The following is a 16,127-nucleotide window of genomic DNA, read 5'->3' as shown; positions in this document are numbered from 1 at the left end:
GTAGGTTGTGATCGGCCCACACGACAGCTGAAACGCCAGGTTTCATTGTTGCGCTGAGGGATCAATCTAAAGTGCTTCGCCTTGGTAGGCTGGGAGAAAAATTTGCAAAGTTTCACGCTTTGCATCTTTCTCTTTTCTCTTCAGTTACTTATCTATTTGTAAGTTTTTTTCGAGAAAAGTTGCATGGAGCAACTGGCGGGTATTATCACCAACGCCTTTTGAATGTCCAGTAATCAGCCCACAAGCGCCTGATAATGCAGGCTGAAACTCATCTGGCAGCTTTCCTTCGCTGCCAGTAGCTTTAGCCCAGGCTGCCCCGGTAAATGATGGGCGTTGACCGGATGGGTGACGGGTTCGAAACAGAAGAAATTCTGTGCCTCTGGGCAGAACAATAGAAACACATCGCAGCCCTCCGTCTCGCAGACTAGCTGATAACCGGCGTCTGCTTGAATGATGAGAGCCTTGCCGGGCCAGTGGGTAAAGGCATTATCGACAAGTTGCTGTGGCAACAAGGTGGGTTTGGTGAAGTTCCAGGCCTGCGGTAATTCGACCCACTGACTGGACAGTTTGTCTTCACCGCATAACCAGACGCCGCCTGCTTGCGCTTGCACGCGTGTATGCGCAGTGCGCGGCAGATAAGGATGCAGGCCGAGTCCGTACCAGGTGGGCTGCTCGCCAAGATGGGTGGCTTGTAACGTCAGTCGCAGGCAGCCGTCAGTTAGTTGTATGTGGAAATTGGCGCGATAGGGAAAAGGCGATTGGCTCTGCAGTTCCAGACTGGCGCTGTCGGACGTCACATCGACTACCTGCCAGGGTTGTTGCCAGGCACTGCCGTGTATCGGCAGTGCTTCGTGTTCGGTGTTGGCACTTAGTGCTTGCCAACCGGTAGGCGTAGCGAAGCCGCCCCCGCCAATGCGGTTGGACCAGGGCAGCAACGGGTAGCAGGCCAGGCGCCGGGGATTGGAGGTGGCCAGCCCCAGTTCGTCACTGTGGCGCAACAGCGGCTGACCATCGCTTAGGCGCACCCAGTTGACCAGGCTTGCACCCAGTTCCGGGGCGAGAGTCAACTGTGTCAAGTTATCGCTCAGAGTCAGCAGGGTCGTTGGCATTTGACGCTCCTAGGGCTTTAATTGTCGGGAATTCATAGTGTCATCGTACAACTGCTAGGCTATCATTACGGCAAAGCCTCAAGTCTTAATTCGAGAACCCGTCCGCCATGGAAATGCAAAACGCTCAACCTCGTGCTCGTCGCAAGCACCGCAGTCTGGCTCAGGAACTGGTAGCCGATCTGTCGCAGCGCATTCGCGATGGGTTGATCAAGCGCGGTGAGAAGCTGCCGACAGAGTCGGCGATCATGGAAGAGCAGGGCGTCAGTCGCACCGTGGTGCGCGAGGCGCTGTCGCGTTTGCAGGCCGCTGGCCTGGTTGAAACTCGTCACGGCATCGGCACCTTCGTGCTGGATACGCCGAGTGCCAGTGGTTTTCGCATCGACCCGGCGACCATCGTCACCTTGCGCGACGTTCTGGCCATTCTTGAGCTGCGTATCAGCCTTGAGGTGGAGTCTGCCGGGATGGCTGCTCAGCGTCGTAATGACGTCCAGCTGAAGGCCATTCGCGAGGCGCTGGATGCCATCAACGAGAGTGCTATGCATGCCAGCGATGCAGTTTCCTCGGACTTCCATTTTCATCTGCGCATTGCCGAGGCCACCGGCAACCGCTACTTCACCGATATTCTCAGTCACCTGGGCACCAGCATCATCCCGCGTACCCGGGTCAATTCCGCCAGCTTGGCGCGTGACGATCAGACCCACTACATGGCGCGCCTGGAGCGCGAGCACGAGCAGATCTTCGAAGCCATCGCGCGCCAGGATGCCGAGGCGGCGCGGGCAGCGATGCGCCTGCACCTGACCAACAGCCGCGAGCGTCTGCGTCAGGCGCACGAAGCGGCCGAGGCGGAAGCGCTGCACGGCTGAAACTTGTTGAATGCACTCGGCGGCCTTGAGCCGCCGAGTGCGTTTTAGCGATAGGGAAAACTGGATGCGCGTGCCGCCCTCTAGCGGCGGTAGGCCAGGGCGACGATGCCGCCGACCACGATCAGACCACCGATGACCTGCAACGCCCCCAGTACCTGACCCAGAACCAGCCAGCCCAGGATCATGCCGGCCACCGGCTCCATGTTCATCACGGGGGCATTGCGCGCGATGTTCAGGCGCGGCATGCAGATGAACAGGGTGGAGAAGGCCGCGCCGTAGAGCAGCACCAGGCAGGCCAGCGCGATCCAGCCAGCGCTGGCGTTGGGCAGGCTCAGACCGCCCGGAATCAGGCCGCTGCTACCCAGCAGGGTCGAGGCGCTGAACACCACGGCCAAGGTCAGCATGCTGCGCACCGAGCCGGCGATTTTCGACAGGCGATTTTCGGTGACCCATAGCGCCACGGCGAACACGGCTGCAGCGGTCAGACTGAACAGGATGCCGGCGACCCACTCACCATCCGGCGCATCGGCGCTGGTCAGGCGACCCGGAACATCGAGCACCAGCACCAGACCGAAGAGAATCACGCCCATGATGGCCAGCGCCTGGCGGGTTGGCGCCGCACCGCCGAGCGCCCAGGTGAGCAAAGCCAGCAGGATCGGCGAAAGGTTGACCACCAGCAGTGCCAGTGCCACTGGAATACGCGCTACCGCCGAGTAGATGCAGAAGCTCTGGATGGCGATCAGCAGGCCCAGCAGGATTTGCCAGCCCCAGGTAGCGCTACCCAGTTTCAGCGATTCACGTCGCCACAGTACCAAGGCGGCCAGCGCGACCAGCGTCACGCCGGCACGCGCGAGCATGGCCAGCAGCAGTCCGGTGTCGTGGTCGAAGGCGATCCGCGCAGCGATGTGGTTGCCCGCGAACGAGCAAGCCAGTGTGGCGAGGATCAGGACGGCGATGTGACGCGGAAACGGGGTGGAACCTTGCATGACGAAATCCTGTTGTCATGGCCTTGAAATCAGGCCCTGAAGCAAAACGCCGCCCGATTGGGCGGCGTTGTCGTTCAATGCCCGGGTTGCTGTCAGAGCACGACGCTCGGCAGCCACAGGGAGATAGCTGGGACGTAGGTCACCAACATCAGCACCATGAACAGTGCCACGTAGAACGGCAGCAGTGCCTTCACGGTATTTTCGATGGTGACCTTGCCGATTGCGGCGCCGACGAAGAGCACAGCCCCTACCGGTGGCGTGATCAGGCCGATACCCAGGTTGACCAGCATGATCATGCCGAAGTGTACCGGGTCTACACCGAAAGAGGTGACGACAGGCAGCAGGATCGGGGTGAGGATCAGGATCAGCGGTGCCATGTCCATGAGCGTGCCCAGCACCAGCAACATGAAGTTCACGCACATCAGGATCACGTAGCGGTTGTCCGAGAAGGCCAGGAACGCAGTGGTGATCTTCGACGGAATCTGCATCAGGGTCATGATGTAGCCGAACGCGGCGGCGAAGGCGATGAGGATCATCACGATCGACAGCGTACGTACGGTGCGGTGCAGCATCTTCGGCAGTTCACGCCACTTGTAGTCGCGGTAGATGAACATGGTCACGAAGAAGGCCCAGATCACGGCCACGGCAGCGGACTCGGTGGCGGTGAAGATGCCGGAGAGAATGCCGCCGAGGATGATGAACATGGTCATCAGGCCCCACAGCGCTTCCACGCAGATCTTGATCGCCTGGCGCAGCGGAATGACTTCGCCTTTCGGGTAGTTACGTTTCTTCGCGAACCACAGGCACAGCGTGGCCAGGGTTGCACTCATCAACAGACCCGGGCCGATACCGGCCACGAACAGCGCGGCGATGGACACTGTGCCGCCAGCGGCCAGTGAATAGATCACCGAGTTGTGGCTGGGCGGAGTGAGCAGTGCTTGCACCGAACCGGACACGGTGACCGCAGTGGAAAACTCGCGCGGGTAGCCTTTCTTTTCCATTTCCGGGATCAGCACCGAGCCGACCGAGGCGGTATCGGCCAGGGAGGAGCCGGAAATGGCACCGAAGAAGGTCGAGGCGGTGATGTTGACCAGCGACAGACCGCCACGGACAAAACCGACCAGCACCCCGGCGAACGCCACCAGGCGGCGAGCCATGCCACCTTCGGCCATGATCGCGCCGGCCAGGACGAAGAACGGAATGGCCAGCAGAGAGAATTTGTTCACGCCGCCGGAGATCTGGATCATCACGGCATGCAGGGGAATATCGATCCACCAGGCGCCGATCAGCGCGGAAACGCCGAGCGAATAAGCAACCGGAACGCGCAGGAGGATAAGGACAATAAAACTGCCCAGGAGAATGGCGGCATCCATTTACACTGCCTCCTTGGAATCTTCAGTGTGTTCGAAGTCGACGGCACGGCGCTTGTGTTGATCGCCGTACAGCAGTTGTTCGATGACGAACAGGAGGGTGATGAAACCGCCCAGCGGAATAGGCATGTAGCTGATGCCGACGCGTACCGAAGGCAGTGTGCTGAGGTACTGGTTCCAGGTCGCTGCGCAGAGCTTGTAACCCCAGATCAGCATGAACAGCGCGATGCCGCCCATGACCAGGCGCACGAACAGCGTGATCAGCGGCTCCAGTGTTTGAGGCAGGCGATCGGTCAGTGAGGTCACGGCCATGTGGGCACTCGCGCGGTAGCCGGCAGCGGCACCGACGAAGGTGAACAGCACCATCAATAGCACTGAAATGGGCTCGGGCCAGCCCAGCCCTTGACCCAGCACATAACGGCTGAAGACGCCCCAGGGGATGATCGTGGCCATGATCACGATCGCCAGGCCGGCGGTCGCGATACAGGCACGGTAGATGGCGTCATTGACGCCCAGAACCAGGTTTTTCATGAGACTTCACCGGTTGCGCGGCGCAGGCGAGATGCCGGCGCCGCGCGCTTGCGCGTGGATTACTGAACGGCTTCGATGCGCTTGATCAGATCGGCGAACTGAGCACCGTACTTCTCACGTACCGGGGCGGTAGCGTCGTAGAACGGCTTGGTGTCGACTTCGATGAACTCGACGCCTTCAGCCTTGAGCTTCTCGTCGCTGGCCTTTTCCTTGGCAACCCACAGGTCGCGCTCTTCCAGCTGGGCTTCTTTGGCCAGCTTCTTGACCAGGGCCTGTTGCTCGGGGGTGAGCTTCTCCCAGGTGGTCTTGGACATCAGCAGCGGTTCGGGGAGGATCAGGTGATGCGTCTGGGTGTAGTACTTGGCCGCACGGAAGTGGTTGTGCTCGAGCAGGGTCGGCGAGTTGTTCTCGGCGCCGTCGATCACGCCGCTCTGCAGGGCGCTGAAGATCTCGCCGGTGTCCATGGCGATGCCGTTGGCGCCCATGGCGTTGAGGGTGTCGATGAACAGCGGGTTGCCGATCACACGGATCTTCATGCCCTTGAGGTCTTCGAGTTTGCGTACCGGCTTCTTGGTGTACAGGCTGCGGCTACCGGCTTCCATCCACGCCAGGCCGACCATGTTGAAATCGGAGTTGGTGATGGCGTCGAGGATTTCCTGACCGATTTCACCGTCGACCACTTTGCGCATGTGGTCGATATCGCGGAACACGAACGGCATGTTGAAGACGTTGGTGGCAGGCACTACCGGGCCGACCGAGCCAAGGCTGACGCGAGTCAGCTGGACGGCGCCGATCTGGGTCTGTTCGATCACTTCCTTCTCGGAACCCAGCACACCACCCGAGAACATCCGGGACTTGATTTCGCCGTTGGTGGCCGCTTCCAGCTTCTTGCCGAGGTTTTCCATGGCGACTACGGTCGGGTAGCCGGCCGGGTGGATTTCGGCAATTTTCAGGGTCGTCTCGGCCTGCACGAAGGAGGACAGACTGAGCGCTAGAGGAAGTGTGGCGAGAAGCAACTTACGTTTCAGGTTCATGCGGAAAACTCCGTCTTGTTGTTGTTGGTAGGTGTTGCGAAATCGCTGTCGTGGGCGGGCTGAGTCGAGGCTCCAGACCGCCCGGCCTGATTGGGAAACACCCAATCAGGCCATGGCAGCTACAAGAACAACCAGGTGAACACAGGCAGTTCTTGGGTTATTCCTCTTTATTCAATGTCGTATGTTGTCATACGACATTGAAGATTATTCACGCGCCCTTTTTGACTGTCAACGCAGTTTTTTGCAGATTTTAAGCGCGTATTGGCACGATTTTTTCGGTTTTTATTGCCTGCAATAAATTCTCTGTGAGAGTTATTCAGAATAGGTAGTCGTTATATGCAGTGCTGGTTGTATGACAACCATATCATGAGGCCCTTGGTCTGCCCTGCATTCGTAGGGGGGGCGAGGGGTTGACAGCACCGTCGGGAATCCGTCCCGCCAGAATCGTGCGCGCCTGGTCGATGGTCTGCTGTACCTGGTAGCTGATGGCCTCGGGCACCATGCCGCCGATATGAGGGGTGGCGAGCAGATCATCACGCCGTGCCAGCAAGGTGGTCGGGTGATCGTCATGACCTCGCCCGACATCGATGGCGGCGCCTGCGAGGTGGTCTGCGCCGAGCGCATCGTTGAGAGCCTGTTCATCGACCAGCCTGCCGCGTGAGGCATTGATGAAGAAGGCGCCCTTTTTCATGCGCGAGAAGAAGGCGGCATCGGCCAGGTTTTCGGTTTCGGCGTTATGGCTGGCCAGGCAGATCACATAGTCGGAGCGGGTGAGCAACTCGTCGAGACTCAGGCGCTCGACGCCTGCCGGTTCCCTGCCGAGGTAAGGATCGTAGGTGACGACTTTCTGCCCCATGGCCTGCAAGACCGGTGTAAGGGTCGCGGCAATCTGGCCGAAGCCGATGATGCCGGCGGTACTGCCGGCCACTTGGCGTCCCATGCGCTGCGCTGGCACGAGGCCGTTCTGGTAGGCGGCGTAGTACTGCGGCAGGCCCCGCGCGAGGTTGATCATCTGGGCGACGATCCATTCGCTGACGGCATTGATGAAGCCGGGGCCGGCATGGGTCACCAGTACGCCATGGCGGGAAGCTGCTTCCACGTCGATGCCGCGCAGGTCCATGGCGCAACGCAGGAAAGCCTGCAACTGTGGCTGTGCCTTGAACAGTCGCTCGCTGGCGCCTGTCGGTTTGTCGGAGATGATCAGGTCGCAGCCATCGGCCAACTCGATCAGGTCATCCTCGTGGATGACGCCATCGTCTTCGCGCAGGACCAGTTCGCCCAGCTCGCGTAGCGCCTGTTGCGCTTGCGGGCCATACCAGGCGTGCAGGTCGGAGCGAGGATAGGTGAGGAGGATTCTGCTCATGCTGCGTCCTCTTCCAGCTGGTAGAGGGCCGCTGGATTGTCGACGGTGATCTTCCGCAGTACAGCGTTATCCCTTATCCAGCCGGTAATCGTTGAATACAGCTGCTCGGCATCGATCGGCACATCTCGCCTTGCGGTGTGTGGCCAGTCCGTGCCCCACAGCAGCCGCTCCGGCATCAGTTCGATGGCGCGTTCGCTGAAACGACGATAGCCATCGAGTGCCTGCGGTGAACAATCACTGAACAGGTAAGGCGCCGAGAGCTTGATCCACAGGTTGTCTTTACGTTGGGCCAGGGCGAACAGGGCATCGATCTCCTGGTCGCTGGTTTCCGGGGTGTAGGAGGCGAAGTGATCCAGCACCAGGGGTGCCGAGACTTTCTCCAGTTGCTCGATGGCTCCTAGCATCTGCTGTGGGCGCAGCAGCACTTGCAGGTGCCAGGGCAGCCCGTTGATGCAGCGCTCGAAGGCTGGCAGCTGCTCCAGCGTCGGGCCGTTGTTGGCCAGGGTGTTCAGACGGATGCCGCGAACCCCCTGGCGATGCATGACCTGCAGATCGCTTGTCGGTGTGTCCAAAGCAATCACTGCCACGCCACGTGCGCCTGGGCCTAGCTGGCCCAGCGCGGCGAGCAGGGCACTGTTGTCAGTGCCATAGACACTGGGTTGTACCAGGACGCAGCGCTTTATGCCGAGCTGATCGAGCTGTTGCCGGTAATGCTCGGCAGTGGCGACTGGCGGGGTGTAGTCGGCGCTGGGATCAAGCGGAAACTGGCTCGGGTCCGCGAAAACGTGAGCATGGCAGTCACAGGTATTTTCGATAGGAGTGGGCATGGGGGAGCAGCTCATGGCAAAGCGGCGGAGCCCGCTGCGCACGGCAGCGGGCATTTTCATTTACTCGACAGCTTCGATGCGTTGAATCAGGTCGGCATAGTCTGCGCCGTACTTTTCGCGTACAGAGGCTGTGGCGTCATAGAACGGCTTGCGGTCCACGTCGATGAATTCCACGCCGGCTTGTTTCAGTGCCTGCTCGCTTTCGGCAACCTGCTTGTCCCACAGGGCGCGTTGCTCGAGCTGTGCCTCGCGGGCGAACTTCTTCACCAGTGCCTGCCGCTCCGTGCTCAGGGAGTCCCATGCCTTTTTCGACATGACCAGTGGCTCGGGAATGATCAGGTGGCTGGTGTTGCTGAAGTACTTGGCGACCGTGTTGTGGTTCTGCGCGAGCATTACCGCCGGATTGTTCTCGGCGCCATCGATCACGCCGGCCTGCAGGGCGCTGAAGGTCTCGCCGGTGGACATGGCGATGCCACTACCGCCCAGTGCGTTCATCGTGTCGAGAAACAGCGGGTTTTCCATCATTCGCATCTTCTTGCCCTTGAGGTCTTCGATGCTGCGAATCGGGGTCTTGCTGTAGAAATTGCGCGAGCCGGCGTCCATCCACGCCAGGCCGACCAGGCCATGGTTGGAATCGCTGATCCTGTCGAGAATCTCCTGGCCGATTTCGCCGTCGATCACTTTGCGCATATGGGCGCTGTCACGAAACACGAATGGCATGTTGAAGACGTTGACGTCGGCGACGATTGGGCCGATGACGCCCAGCGATACGCGGGTCAGTTGAAGGGCGTTGATCTGGACCTGTTCGATGGCTTCTTTTTCACCACCGAGCACGCCGCCAGCGAAGACCCTCATGTTGATATCGCCGGCGGTGGCTTCGTTCAGCTTCTCACCCATGTGCTCGATGGCGGTGATGGCCGGATACCCCTTCGGCTGGGTGTCGGCGACCTGCAGGGTGATCGCTGCGCACAGGGTTGGCGCGCTCAGGGCGATAGGCAGCAGGGTGGTGAGCAAGACCTTTTTCAATTTCATCGTTTTTATCCTTGTTATTGATGGGTGTTGCTGGATCGGCGCTAGGTTCTCGGGGCGTAAGCCGGTTCTTCCAGGCCTGAGGTTCCGGGTTTCAGAGCGAACACTCCGCCGGCCAGTGGCTGGTCGGAGAGGTCGCCGCCGGGGCGGATCGAGGTAACGAACAGGGTGTCCAGATTCGCGCCGCCGAAGGCGCACATGGCGGGCTTCTTCACCGGTACGGCGAGCGAGCGGTCGAGGCGGCCATCGGGGGTGAAGCGGTGGATCAGGCCTTCGTCGTTGCCGCAAATCCAGTAGCAGCCGTCGACATCCATCGCCGCGCCGTCTGGGCGGCCTGGATGCTGGTTCATGTCGATGAACAGGCGGCGGTTGTGCGGCGTGCCGCTCTCGGTGTCGTAATCGAAGGCCCAGACGCTTTGTACGCTCGGGTGCGAATCGGACAGGTACATGGTGCGGCCATCGGGGCTGAAGGCCAGGCCGTTGGGCACGATGAGGTCGTCAAGCACCTGTTGCAACTGGCCGTCGTAGCGATACAGCGCGCCGACACGTGCGCCCTGGGCCATGTCCAGCAGCATGGTGCCGGCCCAGAGGCGGCCTTGGCGGTCGCAGCGGCCATCGTTGAAACGCATTTCCGCGCGGGCATGTTCGACCTGCGCCAGGCGCTCGGCTTTTACGCTGCCATCGTCTTGCGGACGCAGGTGGAAGATGCCGCTCTGCATGCCTGCAATCCAGCCACCAGCGGGATGCATGGCGATGCAAGCGAGCATCTCGTCAGCCTGCCAGCTCTGCGTCTGACCATCAGCCGCGGACCAGCGGTGCAGGCGGGCGGCAGGGATATCGGCCCAGTACAAAGCCTGTTCGGCAGCGTTCCAGACAGGGCTTTCACCCGTGGCGTTGCGCGCATCGACAATCAGTTCGGCTGTCATGGCATTCAGGCGCTCTATTTTGTTGTTATGGCGTAGGGCAGCGGTGGCGCCGTGTTCAGTCGTCGCCGAACGGGCCGGCGGCGACGAAGGCTCCACCCTGGTAAATACGTGCAGGGTCGTCGGCTGCAGGCATCGGCTGTGCTTCCACCTTGTCGCGGAAGATTTCCGAACTGTCCTTGGGCTGGAAGCCCAGGTGCGCGGCCTTGCTGTTGTCCCACCACACGTCGCGGTTGCTAGACATGCCGTAGACCACCGTGTGGCCAACATTCGGGGCGTACAGGCAGCGTTCGATCAGGTGGGTGAGGTCATCGTAGCTCAGCCAGGTGCTCATCATGCGGCGGTTGGCTGGCTCGGGGAATGACGAGCCGATGCGGATGCTGACGGTCTCGATGCCGTAGCGATCGAAGTAGAAACTGGCCATGTCTTCGCCATAGGACTTGGACAGGCCGTAGTAGCCATCCGGGCGACGCAGACAGTTGGCGTCGAGGTGTTCGTCCTGCTTGTAGAAGCCGATGACGTGGTTGGAGCTGGCGAACACCACGCGTTTCACCCCGTGACGACGGGCCGCTTCGTAGACATGGAATACGCCGCTGATGTTGGCGCCGAGAATTTCCTCGAAGGGACGCTCGACCGATACACCACCGAAGTGCAGGATGGCGTCGACGCCCTCGATCAGTTGATGCACGGCGGCTTTGTCTGCCAGGTCGCAGCGCACCACTTCTTCGTGGGGGCCGGCAGCAGGGGCCATCTCACCGATATCGGAGAGACGCAGGATAGTGGCGTAGGGGCGCAGGCGTTCGCGCAGTACCTTGCCCAGGCCGCCGGCGGCGCCGGTCAGCAGCAGGCGATTGAAGGGGCGCAGTTCGCTGGAGGTCGTAGTCATGGCGGGGCCTGAACTCTTGTTGCTTGTTGTTATTGGTTTGTCATACGTTGTCGTATGACTAGGATCGATTATCAGCACCCACTCCGGCAATGTCAACGCGACAGAGGTGGAAATCGAGGTGGCTCGTTTGCTTGTAACTGAGTCGATTCGGTCTGCTTAATGAGTCGATCTGGGGAGCGGAAATATAGCTTGGTTGGCTCTAACACGGCAGTTAATCGTGTTGGTACAGTTTATTCGAGCAGTTCAGGTAGCATCAGTCTGGTGCAGGGTCGGCATGCTCGACGCCTGTTTGACTAAAGTTGTATGACAACATATCTCAATCAGGTTGGCGTGCCTCCTTATGCGAGGTGTTCGAGTGACTGGAGGCGTGACATGGGCAGGAAACCTGCTGGCATCCGCAGCAGTGCGGCCCCGACTTTGATCGATGTCGCCAAGGTTGCAGGGGTGTCGCCGATTACCGTATCGCGTGCGCTCGGCCGGCCTGAAGTGGTCACCGATGCGACCCGTAAGCGCGTGCTGGAAGCGGTTCGGGCGACCGGCTATGTCCCCAACCTTGCGGCGGGGGCGCTGGCTTCAAGTCGTAGTCGGCTGGTGGCGATTTTCCTGCCGACCATTGCCAACTCCATCTTCGCTGACACCGTGCAGGCGCTGACCGACCGCCTGGCAGCGGCGGGCTATCAGACTCTGCTGGGCCTGACCGGCTACCGCCCGGAGCAGGAGGAAGCCTTGCTCGAGGCGGTGCTGGGGCGTCGACCGGATGGCATCGTGCTGACCGGTACCGAGCACACCCAGGCCAGCCGCGAGCGCCTGGCGCGAGTTGGTATCCCCCTGGTCGAGGCCTGGGATCTGTGTGAGCACCCGGTAGATATGCTGGTCGGCTTCTCGCACGAGGCCGTTGGCCAGGCGGTGGCGAGCTATCTGATCGGCAAGGGCTACCGTCGCGTGTCGGTGGTGGGCATCGATGACCCACGTGGCATGCGCCGTTATAGAAGCCTGACAGAGGCGCTGCAAGGTCATGTAGATGCGCCGGTGGCTGCACAGATTTTGCCCGCGCCAGCGACTCTGGCTGTCGGCCGCGAGGGGCTGGGCAGACTGCTGCGCGAGGGCGTCGCTGGCGACGTGGTGGTCTGCAGTTCCGACACCGTGGCGCAAGGGGTGATGGCCGAGGCGCTCAGCCGCGGCCTGCGCATTCCCGAGGATCTGGCGGTGATGGGTTTCGGCGACCTGTCCAGCGCCGCCCATACCCATCCGCCACTTTCCACCGTGCGAGTGGACGGGCCGCGTATCGGCTGTGCCATCGCCGATGCGCTGCTGGCGCGTATTGCCGAGCCGGCCGCGGCGCGTCAGCCGCTGCGCATGGATGTGGGGTTCGAGTTGATCGAACGCGGGAGCGCCTGATCAGGCCAGACGCAGGTGGTTGTCCCACAACCCGGCGGGTAGCTGCAGAGCCTGGGTGGCAATGCGCTCGCCGCGGCAATCGTACAGGCGACAACGGCCCTGGCCCGAGGTCACCACGAAACCATCGGCCACCGCACCGACACCTGCGCAGTCCGGCAGCGGCACGTCCAGGCGCACCTGTGCACTGTCCAGATCCCAGATGAAGAAGCGGTTGCCGCGCGGTGCGGTCATCGCCAGCAGGCGCAGCTCGTCATGGATCGCCACGCTGGCGGTGTACTGGTTCATCGCCGCACGCTGCGGCTCGCCCAGGGCGAACGGCTGGAAGGGCTGACCGGGACGTTTGATCGCCAGCAGCGGCACTTGATCGTGCAGGTCGCCCATGTACTGCTGGCCGCTGACCACCGTGCCGTCGCGCGCGACAGCGAGGTGGCGGATGCTGTTCTGCTGGTCGGCCAGATACTCCTGGTTGACCAGGCTGCCGTCGCGCTGCATCAGCACCAGGCTGGCCTGCATGGCGTCTAGGTTCATGTCGACGCGGCTTTCCGCTTCGGTGCGGATGCCGCCGTTGGCCACCACCAGGGTTTCGCCATCCGGCATCCACAGCAGTTGGTGCGGGCCTACGCCGTGGCTGCTGTGTTCAGCTGCGCGCAGCAACTGCTCACCCTGCAGGCGATAGGCGCCAATCACGCCACGGCCAGGCTCGGTGGTGTCGTTCTCGGTGGCGTACAGCCACTCGCCGCCCTTGTGGAATACCGCGTGGCCGTTGAAATGGCGCCCGGCCGGCGAGGTAAGCGCTTGCAGCAGGCGACCGTCGCGGGTATCGATCAGGTAGCTCTCGGTGCTGGGGCGGCGACCGACGAACAGGGCCATGGGCAGGCTGGGGTGCGGCACCACGTCGTGGCAGCGCTCGGTCACCGGGGTGGCGAAGGCGCGCTCGCCGTTGAGTCGATAGCCGACCGCGTAGTGCTTGCCGTCGCCATCGTCACGGGCAGACAGCAGCAACGGTTGGCCTGACGGGCCGAACAGCGTCCAGCCGCCAAATGCGCCTGCGGCCGCGAGGCTGGCGGCGGCTGCACTGAGGCCGAGAAAGGCTCTGCGTTGCATGTTCAGTCTCCGTCGTGGGCGTTGAAGCCGATCTGCACGCCGAGTGCCTTGGCCAGCTCGCTTTCCTGCAGGCGGTGCAGGCGATTGAGGCTGTCGTACAGCTCGTTCAAGGCGCTGTGACCGGCTTCGTCGGCGAGCAGTTCGACCAGTGGGCTGTCGAGTGCGGCCAGGCGCTGACGAGTGTCCTGGTAGGCGGCGTCGATGCGTTTGGCCAGATCGGCCTGATCGTCGCCCAGCAGCGATTGAATGCCGTCACGGTTGCTGCCGTGCCACAGCAGTTCGGCGCTGGCCAATGCGGCGGCCTGGTTGGCCAGGCTGGCGGCACTGCGCCAGGCTTCGGCCTGGTACGGCTGGGCAATGCCCTTGCTCTGCCGCCCCATCGGCGCACCGAGCTTCTTCTTCAGGCCGTCCAGGGCGCTGACTTGCACCCGCAGCAGTTCGGCGATGGCCTCGTTGGCGTCGGCGTAGCGATCATTGGGAAACTGCTTCAGCTGTTCGGCCATGCCTGGTTTGGCTTGCCACTCGCCGACGATCTCCGCAGCCAGGGCTTGCTGGTGCTTGCCGATAGCCTGCAGCAGCGGGCAGTAGCGGGTTTTCTGCTCGGCCTGGGCGAGGTCCAGGTTGGGGTCGAAGAGAATGTATTCGTAGGCGGTCAGGCCCTGCACCACCACGCTGGCGTTGGACAGGTCTTCCGCGCTCAACTGCGGTTTGTTCTTCAGCAGGGCTTCGACCTGGCGCTGCACCAGATTCTTCTTGTCCGGCCAGAACTGAATCTGCCAGGCGCGGTTGCCTTCGGCCAGCGGCCCGACCAGCAACGGCTGCAAGCCGGCCCAGGCACTCTGGGCGCCGAGAAAGGCCTGGCGAGCGGTGCTCAGATCGGCGTTGCCGGCGCAGAAGGCTTCGGCATTCACGGCCAACTGGCGGTCGGCTTCCTGCCAGCTGCTGTAGGCCGGCAGCAGCACGCCATCGGTCAGCGCCGCGCTGACCTTGGCTTTCGGGTCCTGCTGGCCGCAGCCGACCAGGGCCAGGCCGAGCAGAGAGGCGATCAGGGTTTTGTGCAACATCGCAGGCTCCTTAAAGAGAATTCAGGAAGGCGAGCAGCGCTGCTCGCTCATCGCTATCGAAACGCAGCACCTGCTGCTTGGCCGTTTCGGCCTCGCCACCGTGCCAGAGAATGGCTTCCAGCAGGTTACTGGCACGGCCGTCATGCAGGAACTGAGTATGGCCATTGACCGTTTGCGTCAAACCAATGCCCCACAGCGGCGCCGTGCGCCATTCACGACCGTTGGCGAGAAACTCCTCGCGGCCATCGGCCAGCCCCTCGCCCATGTCGTGCAGCAGCAGGTCCGTATAAGGCCGGATCAGTTGGCTGGCCAGTTCTGGCTCGGCGGCATCGGCCGACGTGGTGAAACTGGGAGTGTGGCACTTCTGGCAACCGGCCTGGTGGAACAGGCTCTTGCCCTTGAGCACGTCGGGCGAGTCGACGTCACGCCGTGCCGGCACGCCCAGGTTACGACTGTAGAACAGCACGCTGGCGAGGATGTTGTCGCTGACTTCCGGTTCGCCGCCATGGGGCGCGGCCAGGCAATCGGTTTGCGTCGTGGTGCAGTTGTCGTGAGGTATCAGCGAGCTGGTCAGGCCCATGTCATTGGCGAAGGCTTCGGCATTTTGCTGATTGAGGTTGGGTTGGCCAGCCTTCCAGCCGAAACGGCCAAGTGCGCTGCGCTGCTGCTGGCGGTCCCAGACCCAATTGGGACGACCGGAAATACCATCGCCATCGGCGTCGTCCGGGTCGGCACCGGCCAGGATGTCTTCTTCGGCGATGGCTTCGAGCAGGCCGAGGCCGATCATCGGCGGGGCGATGCGTGCCGAGAACCGGGTATCGGGGTGCATGTCGCCGTAACCGAGCTGGCTGATGACCAACTCTGGCTTGCGCAGTTCCACCACGGTGCCGTCGGCGAAGCGCACCGGCGCGCTGCTGTAGGTCACGCGTACCTTGCCTTCTGGAGTGACGCCCGGGTTGGCCATGTCCTGCAGTTGCGCACCATATGTCGGTTCGGCGACCACGCCCTGGTGGATCAGCAGCTCGGCATGCTCCGGGCCGGCCGGTATAGATAGGCGCACCAGCATCGAGACGGCACTGACCGCATCAGGTCCCGGTGGATGGCCGCGACCGTCCTTGATATGGCAGTTCTGGCAGGCATTGGTATTGAACAGCGGGCCCAGGCCATCGCGCGCGGTGGTGGTGGCTGGCGCCGTGACCCAGGGGTTGCGGAAGAAGCTGTTGCCCACCGCGAAATCCAGGCGACGGCTGGGTGCGAGGTTCGCCGAAGGCAGGGAGAAGGCGTTTTGATCGAACTTGCGTACCGTCGCCGTACCGGCCGAGAGGTGTTCACCAGGCTCTGCCTGGGTGAATTCAGGCTGCTGTTCGCAAGCGATCAAAGACAGGGCCAGAAAGGGCAGCAGGCAGCGCTGGAGCGGCGACATTGAGGAACAATCCGAACTGGCAGGGAAGCGGGGCGCCAAGATTAGCAGGCTAACGGAATTTAAATAAGATGGATTAGCGTTATCTGGGCGTGGCCAGAGGTCGCGGGGTATGCCGGCATCATTCCTTCCCTGCCATCAGCTTCTTCGATTATCTATGCAGTGGCTGCGGCTTCAGAGAATGGTGCTGATTGAGAGCAAGAACGTTCAAGACCTGCCT

The 16,127-nt window shown here is 61.9% G+C and carries 15 protein-coding genes; 2 read left to right on the top strand and 13 right to left on the bottom strand.

What is annotated here, in order from left to right; all coding sequences use genetic code 11:
- Positions 1–233: 233 nt before the first annotated feature.
- Positions 234–1,109 carry an aldose 1-epimerase gene (locus CDO35_RS16165; RefSeq protein ID WP_099525711.1) on the bottom strand — a complete coding sequence of 292 codons (876 nt, stop codon included), beginning with the start codon at positions 1,107–1,109 and terminating at the stop codon, positions 234–236.
- A gap of 107 nt (positions 1,110–1,216) precedes the next feature.
- Here CDO35_RS16165 and CDO35_RS16160 point away from each other — a divergent pair, with 107 nt between their 5' ends.
- Positions 1,217–1,972, top strand: a complete 756-nt coding sequence (locus CDO35_RS16160) for a FadR/GntR family transcriptional regulator (protein WP_099525710.1) — start codon at positions 1,217–1,219, stop codon at positions 1,970–1,972.
- An 80-nt stretch (positions 1,973–2,052) separates the two neighbouring features.
- Here CDO35_RS16160 and CDO35_RS16155 read toward each other — a convergent pair whose 3' ends face one another.
- The 9 genes from CDO35_RS16155 to CDO35_RS16115 all read right to left on the bottom strand — a co-directional run bounded on the left by CDO35_RS16155 (position 2,053) and on the right by CDO35_RS16115 (position 10,921).
- Positions 2,053–2,958: an EamA family transporter gene (locus CDO35_RS16155; protein ID WP_099525709.1), complete on the bottom strand. Its 906-nt coding sequence runs from the start codon at positions 2,956–2,958 to the stop codon at positions 2,053–2,055.
- 92 nt (positions 2,959–3,050) lie between these two features.
- On the bottom strand, positions 3,051–4,331 hold the full coding sequence (locus CDO35_RS16150; RefSeq protein ID WP_099525708.1) for a TRAP transporter large permease: 1,281 nt from the start codon (positions 4,329–4,331) through the stop codon (positions 3,051–3,053).
- Entirely contained in the window at positions 4,332–4,859 is a 528-nt protein-coding gene (locus CDO35_RS16145) for a TRAP transporter small permease (protein WP_099525707.1), read from the bottom strand. It lies immediately after the preceding gene.
- 59 nt (positions 4,860–4,918) lie between these two features.
- The gene (locus CDO35_RS16140; protein ID WP_099525706.1) at positions 4,919–5,893 is read right to left on the bottom strand and encodes a TRAP transporter substrate-binding protein; all 975 of its coding nucleotides are present in this window, start codon (positions 5,891–5,893) and stop codon (positions 4,919–4,921) included.
- Positions 5,894–6,257: 364 nt separating this feature from the next.
- Positions 6,258–7,256, bottom strand: a complete 999-nt coding sequence (locus CDO35_RS16135) for an NAD(P)-dependent oxidoreductase (protein ID WP_099525705.1) — start codon at positions 7,254–7,256, stop codon at positions 6,258–6,260.
- Positions 7,253–8,083: an amidohydrolase family protein gene (locus tag CDO35_RS16130; protein ID WP_158233727.1), complete on the bottom strand. Its 831-nt coding sequence runs from the start codon at positions 8,081–8,083 to the stop codon at positions 7,253–7,255. Before CDO35_RS16130 ends, CDO35_RS16135 begins: the two co-directional genes overlap by 4 nt.
- A gap of 60 nt (positions 8,084–8,143) precedes the next feature.
- Positions 8,144–9,115, bottom strand: a complete 972-nt coding sequence (locus CDO35_RS16125) for a TRAP transporter substrate-binding protein (RefSeq protein WP_099525703.1) — start codon at positions 9,113–9,115, stop codon at positions 8,144–8,146.
- Between the two features lie 41 nt (positions 9,116–9,156).
- On the bottom strand, positions 9,157–10,038 hold the full coding sequence (locus CDO35_RS16120) for a glucurono-1,5-lactonase (protein ID WP_099525702.1): 882 nt from the start codon (positions 10,036–10,038) through the stop codon (positions 9,157–9,159).
- Between the two features lie 55 nt (positions 10,039–10,093).
- The gene (locus tag CDO35_RS16115) at positions 10,094–10,921 is read right to left on the bottom strand and encodes an NAD-dependent epimerase/dehydratase family protein (RefSeq protein ID WP_099525701.1); all 828 of its coding nucleotides are present in this window, start codon (positions 10,919–10,921) and stop codon (positions 10,094–10,096) included.
- Between the two features lie 372 nt (positions 10,922–11,293).
- On the opposite strand from CDO35_RS16115, the gene CDO35_RS16110 reads away from it, so the two are divergent.
- Positions 11,294–12,319 (top strand): LacI family DNA-binding transcriptional regulator, encoded by a 1,026-nt coding sequence (locus CDO35_RS16110; RefSeq protein ID WP_099525700.1) that lies wholly within the window; start codon positions 11,294–11,296, stop codon positions 12,317–12,319.
- On the opposite strand, the gene CDO35_RS16105 is transcribed toward CDO35_RS16110, so the two are convergent.
- From CDO35_RS16105 to CDO35_RS16095, 3 genes are read right to left on the bottom strand one after another with little or no spacing between them, the layout of a single operon-like run.
- Entirely contained in the window at positions 12,320–13,423 is a 1,104-nt protein-coding gene (locus CDO35_RS16105) for a DUF1513 domain-containing protein (protein WP_099525699.1), read from the bottom strand. It lies immediately after the preceding gene.
- A gap of 2 nt (positions 13,424–13,425) precedes the next feature.
- Complete coding sequence (locus CDO35_RS16100; RefSeq protein WP_099525698.1) at positions 13,426–14,487, bottom strand: imelysin family protein; 1,062 nt, start codon at positions 14,485–14,487, stop codon at positions 13,426–13,428.
- Between the two features lie 10 nt (positions 14,488–14,497).
- Positions 14,498–15,910: a di-heme oxidoreductase family protein gene (locus CDO35_RS16095; protein ID WP_099525697.1), complete on the bottom strand. Its 1,413-nt coding sequence runs from the start codon at positions 15,908–15,910 to the stop codon at positions 14,498–14,500.
- Between the last annotated feature and the right edge of the window lie 217 nt (positions 15,911–16,127).

It is taken from the genome of Pseudomonas sediminis (assembly GCF_002741105.1).
GTDB lineage: Bacteria > Pseudomonadota > Gammaproteobacteria > Pseudomonadales > Pseudomonadaceae > Aquipseudomonas > Aquipseudomonas sediminis.
Note: the sequence above shows the minus strand (reverse complement) of the source record. Positions and strands in the feature narration are given on the sequence as shown.

What these genes read in the sequence shown, in the direction of transcription:
- CDO35_RS16160 (WP_099525710.1), top strand. Translation starts at nt 1,217, where the DNA reads ATGGAAATGCAAAACGCTCAACCTCGTGCTCGTCGCAAGCACCGCAGT.
- CDO35_RS16130 (WP_158233727.1), bottom strand. Translation starts at nt 8,083, where the DNA reads ATGCCCACTCCTATCGAAAATACCTGTGACTGCCATGCTCACGTTTTC.
- CDO35_RS16120 (WP_099525702.1), bottom strand. Translation starts at nt 10,038, where the DNA reads ATGACAGCCGAACTGATTGTCGATGCGCGCAACGCCACGGGTGAAAGC.
- CDO35_RS16100 (WP_099525698.1), bottom strand. Translation starts at nt 14,487, where the DNA reads ATGTTGCACAAAACCCTGATCGCCTCTCTGCTCGGCCTGGCCCTGGTC.
- CDO35_RS16155 (WP_099525709.1), bottom strand. Translation starts at nt 2,958, where the DNA reads ATGCAAGGTTCCACCCCGTTTCCGCGTCACATCGCCGTCCTGATCCTC.
- CDO35_RS16135 (WP_099525705.1), bottom strand. Translation starts at nt 7,256, where the DNA reads ATGAGCAGAATCCTCCTCACCTATCCTCGCTCCGACCTGCACGCCTGG.
- CDO35_RS16125 (WP_099525703.1), bottom strand. Translation starts at nt 9,115, where the DNA reads ATGAAATTGAAAAAGGTCTTGCTCACCACCCTGCTGCCTATCGCCCTG.
- CDO35_RS16140 (WP_099525706.1), bottom strand. Translation starts at nt 5,893, where the DNA reads ATGAACCTGAAACGTAAGTTGCTTCTCGCCACACTTCCTCTAGCGCTC.
- CDO35_RS16150 (WP_099525708.1), bottom strand. Translation starts at nt 4,331, where the DNA reads ATGGATGCCGCCATTCTCCTGGGCAGTTTTATTGTCCTTATCCTCCTG.
- CDO35_RS16105 (WP_099525699.1), bottom strand. Translation starts at nt 13,423, where the DNA reads ATGCAACGCAGAGCCTTTCTCGGCCTCAGTGCAGCCGCCGCCAGCCTC.
- CDO35_RS16115 (WP_099525701.1), bottom strand. Translation starts at nt 10,921, where the DNA reads ATGACTACGACCTCCAGCGAACTGCGCCCCTTCAATCGCCTGCTGCTG.
- CDO35_RS16095 (WP_099525697.1), bottom strand. Translation starts at nt 15,910, where the DNA reads ATGTCGCCGCTCCAGCGCTGCCTGCTGCCCTTTCTGGCCCTGTCTTTG.
- CDO35_RS16165 (WP_099525711.1), bottom strand. Translation starts at nt 1,109, where the DNA reads ATGCCAACGACCCTGCTGACTCTGAGCGATAACTTGACACAGTTGACT.
- CDO35_RS16110 (WP_099525700.1), top strand. Translation starts at nt 11,294, where the DNA reads ATGGGCAGGAAACCTGCTGGCATCCGCAGCAGTGCGGCCCCGACTTTG.
- CDO35_RS16145 (WP_099525707.1), bottom strand. Translation starts at nt 4,859, where the DNA reads ATGAAAAACCTGGTTCTGGGCGTCAATGACGCCATCTACCGTGCCTGT.